This is a genomic window from Microvirga sp. P4_A5, from assembly GCF_056402495.1.
Window position 1 is genome coordinate 1 of record NZ_JBFUHH010000146.1, and the last position, 7,573, is coordinate 7,573.

The following is a 7,573-nucleotide window of genomic DNA, read 5'->3' on the forward strand; positions in this document are numbered from 1 at the left end:
GCCCGCTGAATAGCGCCCGAGCTGGCGGTAGAAACCTTTCGCCGCGCCCGCCCGGGGCGCGGGCGCAAGAAGGCCGCCGCTCCAGCCGCGGCCCCAGGCGCGCAACAGCGTCTTGATCGCATGACCCACATGCGGCCAGAAATGCCGGTCGAATTCCACGAGACCTGCTTCCTCGTCGGGATTGCCGAGCGCCTGGATTTCCTTGAGCAGATAGGGATGGCTGCGAATGGAGCCCTGGCCGAAGATGATGAGGCACCGGGTCAGAATATTGGCGCCTTCGACGGTGATGCCGACGGGGATCGTCCGGTAGAAATTGCCGATATAGTTATGAGGCCCGTCGATGACGGCTTTGCCCGCGTGGATATCCATCGCATCGTTGAGCGCGATGCGCATGCGCTCGGTGGCGTGCAATTTCATGATGCCGGAAATGACCGCGGGATGGTGACCCTGGTCGAGGCTCGCGCAGGTCAGGCGGCGGGCGGCATCGAGCCCATACGCGATGCCCGCGATGCGCGCGAGTTTCTCCTGCACGCCCTCGAACCTGCCGATCGGCACATGAAATTGTTCGCGGATGCGCGCATAGGCGCCGGTCGTGTGCGCCGCGAAAGACGCGCCGGCGGCGGATAGGGAGGGCAGCGAAATTCCGCGCCCCGCCGCCAGCGCGCTCATCAACATCCGCCACCCTTGGCCCACCCGTTCGCGGCCGCCGATGACATCGTCGAGGGGAATGAAGACGTCGCGGCCGCTATTGGGTCCGTTTTGAAACATCTGGAGACAGGGGATGTGCCGCCGGCCGATTTCCACTCCCGGAGCGTCGGCGCGCACCAGCGCGACCGTGATGCCGATTTCCGCAGCGCCGCCGAGCAGGTGCTCCGGATCGTAGAGCTTGAACGCGAGACCGAGGATCGTGGCAATCGGTCCGAGCGTGATGTAGCGCTTGTGCCAGTTCAGCCGAATGCCCAGCACCTCCTGCCCGTCGCGCATTTCCCGGCAGACGATACCCGTATCCGTCATGGCGGCGGCGTCGGATCCGGCTTCGGGACTCGTCAGCCCGAAGCAGGGGATTTCGCGGCCGTCGGCGAGACGCGGCAACCAGTAATCCCGCTGCGCATCGGTTCCGAATTGCATGAGAAGTTCGCCCGGGCCCAGCGAATTGGGCACCATGGTGACGACCGCCGCCGCGACCGAGCGCGTGGAGATCTTGCGCACCACTTCCGAATGCGCATAGGCCGAGAATCCGAGCCCGCCATAGGCCTTCGGAATGATCATTCCGAAAAACCGGTTGGCCTTGAGAAAGTCCCAGGCATCCGGCGGCAGGTCACGGTCGGTCCAGGTGATCCGCCAATCGTCCAGCATCGCGCAGAGTGTCTCGACCGGGCCTGCCAGGAACGCTTCTTCCTCCGGCGTCAGACGCGCGGGCGGCGTCTCGAGAAGGCGCTTCCAATCGGGATTGCCCGTGAACAATTCCGCATCCCACCACACATCGCCGGCCTCGACCGCTTCGCTCTCCGTGGCCGACATGGGCGGCATCGCTTTCTTGGCGAAGCGGAAGGCAGGCCGGGTCAGGCGGTTGAAGCGGAAGCTATCGGTCTGTGTCATCGCGGGTCGGACTCACTTGCCTTGGGCGAGCTCGATCGAGGACGCGCCAAGCAGCATGCCGCAGCGGAAGTGCCTTACGGCTCAGCTTGTTGCTAAACGTTGCGTCGCGCAAACCGTTCCGACCGGGCCTGATCCCTGCGCGAGCGATCAGAACGGAATGTCATCGTCGATCTGGCTGTAACGCGAGCCGCCGCCTCCGGCTGCCACCGTCGCCGGGGCGGCACGTCGCCGCATCGGCGAGGTGCTGCCGAAATCGTCATCCCGGTCGCCCTTCTGGCCGTCGTTGTCCTCCAGCCCGGCGCCATTGCGGCTGTCGAGAATCGTCAATTCGCCCCGGAAGCGCTGGAGGACGATTTCGGTCGTATATTTCTCCTGGCCCCCAGGGTCCTGCCACTTGCGGGTCTGAATCTGGCCCTCGAGATAGACCTTCGAGCCCTTGCGGAGGTAGCTTTCGGCCACCTTGGCGAGGTTCTCGTTGAAGATGACCACCGAGTGCCACTCGGTCTTTTCCTTGCGCTCGCCGGAATTCTTGTCCTTCCAGCTCTCCGAGGTGGCCACCCGAAGGCTCACCACCGGCTCGCCGGAACCAAGCCGCCGCACCTCCGGGTCGCGGCCGAGATTGCCCACCAGAATCACCTTGTTCACGCTGCCAGCCATCTCTCGCTCCTCGCTCGTCATATGGTTTGTTCTAGTTTTGTTCTCGTAAAAAAGCAACTTGATTGGCTGAGATTCGCGGGGCAGGCCGCGCATCCCGGTCCTGAGTTGGGCTCACGGGCCCGTTCTGATATGCTCTCCCTTTCGCCGCCGGGAGGTATCGATGGCCGCAGGTTTGGGCTCGGAGGATCGCACGTCGTCAGATGCGTGGCTTGGCCGCCTTCTGATCGGGGGCGCGGTCGCGTGCCTCGTCGGCGTGGGCGGCCTTCTGTGGTGGCGTCAGGGCGGGGCGGTTTTCGGCGACATGGTTTCGGCAGCTCTCGCCTGGTGTTTCTGAGGCGAGGCCTGCCGCGTCGTCCGGGCGAGGCCGTGGCTGGTCTTGTTCCAGCGGAATGGCGTCCGGCTGAGTTCCCACAACCCTCGCCAAGCGGCGGCGCTGACCATCAGATAATAGAGTGGCAGCAGAAGCGTCCAGGGCAGCAATCCCCATAAGCCCCGCCGCGCAAGGCCGACGATCGCCGGGATATAGATCGCAGCGATCCCGAGCACGAAGAGCGTCGCGCTGAAAGATCGCCATGCAAAGTGCCAGGCGGAGCCGGTCCGGTCCCACGACGTCACGAGGGCGAACGTGGTGAAGAACGGATAGAACAGGGCGCTCAAAACGGTGCCCAAGGTCACGGCCATCGCTCCGTAGGCCCGCCAGAACCCCAGTTGGCGAAGCGTTTGAAAAGGATGCCTCGAGTGTCCGATGCAGGTCTGGATGAAGCCTTTCATCCAACGCGTCCGCTGCTTCATCCACGCACTAAGGCTGCTCGGAGCCTCCTCCAGAGTCGTCGACGGAAGATCCTCCACCCGATACCCAAGCCGCGCCAGCCTGATGCCCAAATCGGCATCCTCGGTGACGTTCCACGCATCCCATCCACAGATCGACCGTAGGATTCGGGTGCGGAAATGGTTGGAAGTGCCTCCCAGCAGGAGGGGGCTGCCGATCGCCGCGAGACCGGGATTGAAAACGTCGAACAGGGCCGCGTATTCGATGGTGAACATCCGGGTGAGCCAGCTATCGCGCGTATTATCGATGGTCAGGCGCGCCTGCAGGCACGCAACCTCGGGCGCGGTTCGAGCAAAGGCGGCTGCGGCCAGACGAAGCTGATCCGGATCGGGAACGTCCTCCGCATCGTACACCACCGTGAATTCGCCTCGCGCGAGCGGAAGCGCGACATTGAGCGCACGCGGCTTGGTGCGTGGAAAGCCGGGTGGGGCAACGATGAGGGAGACATGGCCGGGCAGGCGCAGGGCGGCGAGCGCGCCCTGCGTCTCCCGGTCGTCCGCCTCGATCACGATGAGGATGTCGAACTTCTCGCGCGGATAATCGAGGGCCTCGAGGGCGGCAAGAAGTTTGGACACGACCTTGCTCTCGTGAAAGAGCGCCACGATGAGCGTGTAGGACGGGAGAGCCGAACCCCGGACCCGCCGGGGTTTTGTGGAGGGTGCGACGGGTTGTGACAGGAGGCAGGCGGCGAGACGGGTGACGACCATGACGAGGAAGATCGGGCCAGCCGCCACCGAAAGGCCGATGACGGGCGCCTGGCGACCAAGGCTCATGCTGAGAATCAGGACGAAGAGGACAAGGCAGAAAACGCCCATCTGACGCCAGGTCCAGCCGTCGCGATAGGAGAGCCCGCCTTTCCACTCCGGCAAGCCATGGGACGCCTGATGACTGACGGCGACGGCCTTTGCCAGCATCACGGAGCGTCGCAGCGCGGACGGCGTGGTCACCACCACGCCCGGGTATTGGGTGCGGMGCTGGTGCAGCAGCCTCGCCAATGCGGCGCCCGTTGGCGCGATCAGATAGCCGCCTCGCGGGCGGTCCAGAGGCGCGAGACCCGCCAGCACACTTTCGGGAAACCGGGACCGTCGGGAGACGCGTGCCCGGGTCGTAAAGGGGAGGGCGAGCTCCAGCGCGAGCGCCCGGTAGTAAGCCGTCTCTTCGATGACATCGGCCGCGAGAAGGTAACGGTCCGGAGTGACGCCCGCCGCCGCGGCGGCGGTCGCGATGGGCCGGAGGGACTCGAACGTAAAGCCGTGGCCGACGAGAAAGCGGAGCTCGGCGGGAAGATGAAGCGCCGGAGGAGTTGACTGGTCCCAGCCGTCGACTAGACCATCTCCGAGGGCTTGTCCGAGCCTGCGAGGCGGTGCTTCTGTCGGAGACGGGTCTTCGGCGGATGACAAGTGGATGGCGATTGTCCAGAAGAAATGAATGTTATGTTATTGCATCAATTCCTATGGAGCAACCGCCGTCTCCTGAGCGCAATCCTCATGCTGGTGGGCATCTCCGGTCTCGGATCGCCCGTGGCCGCGCAGGTCGCCATTCCGAATTTCTGGGACCCGCGGGTACAACTGGAACGGCCCGATCTGACGGGCTTGCGAACCATCCGCTTCCTGATCGACGACGATTTCCCGCCTCTTCATTTCTCAGGCCCGGACGGTAACCCGACAGGATTTTCCGTCGAGCTCGCCCGGGCAGCCTGCGAGCGGCTGGCCATTGCGTGCACGGTTCAGGTCCGACGCTTCGACATGCTGCTGGATGCCCTGGGCGACCGCCAGGGCGACGTGGTGGCGGCGGCGATTCCCACGACCGCATCCTTGCGCGAGCGCTTCTCGGTGACCGGCCCCTATTTCAAGATTCCCGCCCGCTTCGCGGTCAGGCGCGACAAGAACCAGCCGGCGCCGCAGGCCAGTGCAATGGCGGGGAAACGAGTCGGGGTGATCGCCGAGACCGCCCAGGAGGCCTTCGTGAAGGCGTTTGCGCCAAAGGCCACGTTCGCGTCCTTTCCGGACATGGCGGCCGCCGAGGCAGCCCTGAAGGCTGGCGAGGTCGATTACGTCTTTGCCGACGGGCTGGGGCTGTCGCTCTGGCTCAACGGGGCGGAATCGGACGGATGTTGCGAATTCGCGGGAGGGCCCTATCTGGAGAGCCGGTTTTTTGGCGAGGGCATAGGTTTCATCATCCGCAAGGACGACGAGACGCTCCGCCGCGCCTTCGACTTCGCGCTCCAGCAGCTCTGGAAAGAAGGCAAATACGCCGAGCTCTACCTCCGGTTCTTTCCGGTCAGCCCCTTCTAGCTCGGCAGACGCGGTCAAAGCCGCATTGACCCGGGCAGACCTGCTCCCTAGTGTGCCGCGTTTCCAACAAATCCGGTCCGATGTCTCAACCTTTTCACTTCGATCAAGCCCTTATCGATGCCGCCCAGACGGCCACAGCCTGGCCCTTCGAGGAGGCGCGCAAGCTTGTCGAGCGGCTGAAACGCACGGGCAAGAAGGAGGCGCTGTTCGAAACCGGCTATGGCCCCTCCGGCCTGCCCCATATCGGGACGTTCGGCGAGGTGTCGCGCACCAGCATGGTGCGGCACGCTTTCCGCGTGCTGACCGGCGACACCATTCCCACCCGGCTGATCGCCTTCTCGGACGACATGGACGGCCTGCGCAAGGTTCCTGACAATGTCCCCAACAAGGACCTGATTGCCGGCTCCCTCGGCATGCCGCTGACGAAGGTCCCCGATCCGTTCGGCAAATACGAGAGCTTCGCGCATCACAACAACGCCCGCCTGCGGGAATTCCTCGACGCGTTCGGCTTCGAGTACGAATTTCTTTCCGCAACGGAATGCTACATGGCGGGCCGGTTCGACGAGACGCTTCTGACGGTGCTCGAGCGCTACGACGCCGTGATGGAGATCATGCTCCCGTCCCTGCGCGCCGAGCGCCAGCAATCCTATTCGCCATTCCTGCCGCTCCATCCGAAGACCGGCATCGTCATGCAGGTGCCGATCGATGAGTGCAGGCCGGAGGCCGGCACCGTCGTATGGCGCGACCCCGAGACCGGCGAGCGCTTTGAAACGCCTGTCACCGGCGGCCACGCCAAGCTGCAATGGAAGCCCGATTGGGCGATGCGGTGGGTCGCGCTCGGGGTCGATTACGAGATGGCCGGCAAGGATCTCATCGACAGCGTGAAGCTGTCGGGGCAGATCGCGCGGGCGCTCGGCGGCCTGCCGCCCGAAGGCTTCAACTACGAGCTTTTTCTCGACGAGAAGGGCCAGAAGATTTCCAAGTCGAAGGGCAATGGCCTGACGATCGACGAATGGCTCTCCTATGGCACGCCCGACAGCCTCAGCCTGTTCATGTACAACAAGCCGCGCGAGGCCAAGCGCCTGTTCTTCGATGTCATTCCGCGACAGGTCGACGATTATCTGGCGTTCCTCGACAAGTACCCGACCCAGGACGCGAAGGCGCGCCTGATGAACCCCGTCTGGCATCTTCACGCCGGGCATCCGCCTGCGCCGGAGGTCCTGGCATCCGCCGGGGGCAACCAGTCGGGAACCACGGTCTCGTTCTCAATGCTGCTGAACCTCGTGGCGGTGGCCAATTCCGAAGAGCCCGCGGTGTTGTGGGGATTCATCCGTCGCTACGCGCCGGGCGTCTCGCCCGAGACGCATCCCCGCCTCGATTCGCTCGTCGGCGGCGCCGGCCGGTATTTCCGGGATTTCGTCCGGCCGCAGAAGACCTATCGGCTTCCCGACGACGTGGAAGCGGCAGCTCTGCAGAAGCTTGCCGATGAGCTCGAAGCCTTTGCAAGCGGCGAGCGTCCGGCGACCGCCGAGGCGATTCAGGAAGAGATCTACAATGTCGGCCGCTCCGTGCCGCGCTACCAGGACCTGAAGGCCAAAGGGGCCACGCCCGAGCGGCCCGGCGTGTCGATCGAGTGGTTCAACGCGATCTATCAGGTGTTGCTGGGCGAACCGCGCGGTCCGCGGTTCGGCTCATTCGTGGCGCTCTATGGCGTGAAGGAAACCCGTGCCCTCATCCGCAAGGCGTTGGCCGGACAGCTCGTCAGCGAACACGAAGCGTTTCTAAGGGATCGGGCCGGCCGCGCGGCCTGACGACGCGCGGGCCGATTATTGTCGCGCCCACATGATGCGGGCGACCCAGGCCACGTCCTCGCTGGGGATCGTCCGGTCCTCGTGTTCGGGGTTCAGCGATACCAGTTCGAGGCTCTTGGCCGAACGCCGGCGCAATTCCTTGGCGAGAACTTCGCCGGTGGTGGTGCGAACCACGATCCGGTCGCCCTTGCGGATGCTCGCCGTCGGCGAAAGGATCAGGATGTCGCCGTCCCGATAGAGGGGCGCCATGGACTCGCCCGTGACTTCGAGGGCGAAGACCTTCTCCTGGCCGAAATCCGGAAAGTCGATTTCATCCCAGCCCGGCGCGTTGCTGGGAAGGCCCTCGTCGGTGAAGAACTTTCCCGATCCGGCCTGCGTCATCC

General features: G+C 64.6%; 6 protein-coding genes. 2 read left to right on the forward strand and 4 right to left on the reverse strand.

Features of this window, described 5'->3' with window-relative positions; genetic code table 11:
- The 3 genes from AC1DVM_RS21900 to AC1DVM_RS21910 form a co-directional block, all read right to left on the reverse strand.
- A partial coding sequence (locus tag AC1DVM_RS21900) for an acyl-CoA dehydrogenase (RefSeq protein WP_477258044.1) occupies positions 1-1,599 on the reverse strand: 1,599 nt, incomplete at its 3' end.
- Between the two features lie 147 nt (positions 1,600-1,746).
- On the reverse strand, positions 1,747-2,256 hold the full coding sequence (gene ssb, locus AC1DVM_RS21905; RefSeq protein ID WP_477258046.1) for a single-stranded DNA-binding protein: 510 nt from the start codon (positions 2,254-2,256) through the stop codon (positions 1,747-1,749).
- Between the two features lie 276 nt (positions 2,257-2,532).
- The gene (locus AC1DVM_RS21910) at positions 2,533-4,485 is read right to left on the reverse strand and encodes a glycosyltransferase (protein WP_477258048.1); all 1,953 of its coding nucleotides are present in this window, start codon (positions 4,483-4,485) and stop codon (positions 2,533-2,535) included.
- Between the two features lie 33 nt (positions 4,486-4,518).
- Here AC1DVM_RS21910 and AC1DVM_RS21915 point away from each other — a divergent pair, with 33 nt between their 5' ends.
- Positions 4,519-5,379 (forward strand): transporter substrate-binding domain-containing protein, encoded by an 861-nt coding sequence (locus tag AC1DVM_RS21915; protein ID WP_477258050.1) that lies wholly within the window; start codon positions 4,519-4,521, stop codon positions 5,377-5,379.
- Between the two features lie 80 nt (positions 5,380-5,459).
- The gene (locus AC1DVM_RS21920) at positions 5,460-7,190 is read left to right on the forward strand and encodes a lysine--tRNA ligase (RefSeq protein WP_477258052.1); all 1,731 of its coding nucleotides are present in this window, start codon (positions 5,460-5,462) and stop codon (positions 7,188-7,190) included.
- 15 nt (positions 7,191-7,205) lie between these two features.
- On the opposite strand, the gene AC1DVM_RS21925 is transcribed toward AC1DVM_RS21920, so the two are convergent.
- The coding region (locus AC1DVM_RS21925; RefSeq protein WP_477258054.1) for a S24 family peptidase at positions 7,206-7,573 on the reverse strand (368 nt) is incomplete at its 5' end.

Coding starts and splice junctions, on each gene's coding strand:
- AC1DVM_RS21920 (WP_477258052.1), top strand. CDS start 5,460: ATGTCTCAACCTTTTCACTTCGATCAAGCCCTTATCGATGCCGCCCAG.
- ssb (WP_477258046.1), bottom strand. CDS start 2,256: ATGGCTGGCAGCGTGAACAAGGTGATTCTGGTGGGCAATCTCGGCCGC.
- AC1DVM_RS21915 (WP_477258050.1), top strand. CDS start 4,519: ATGTTATTGCATCAATTCCTATGGAGCAACCGCCGTCTCCTGAGCGCA.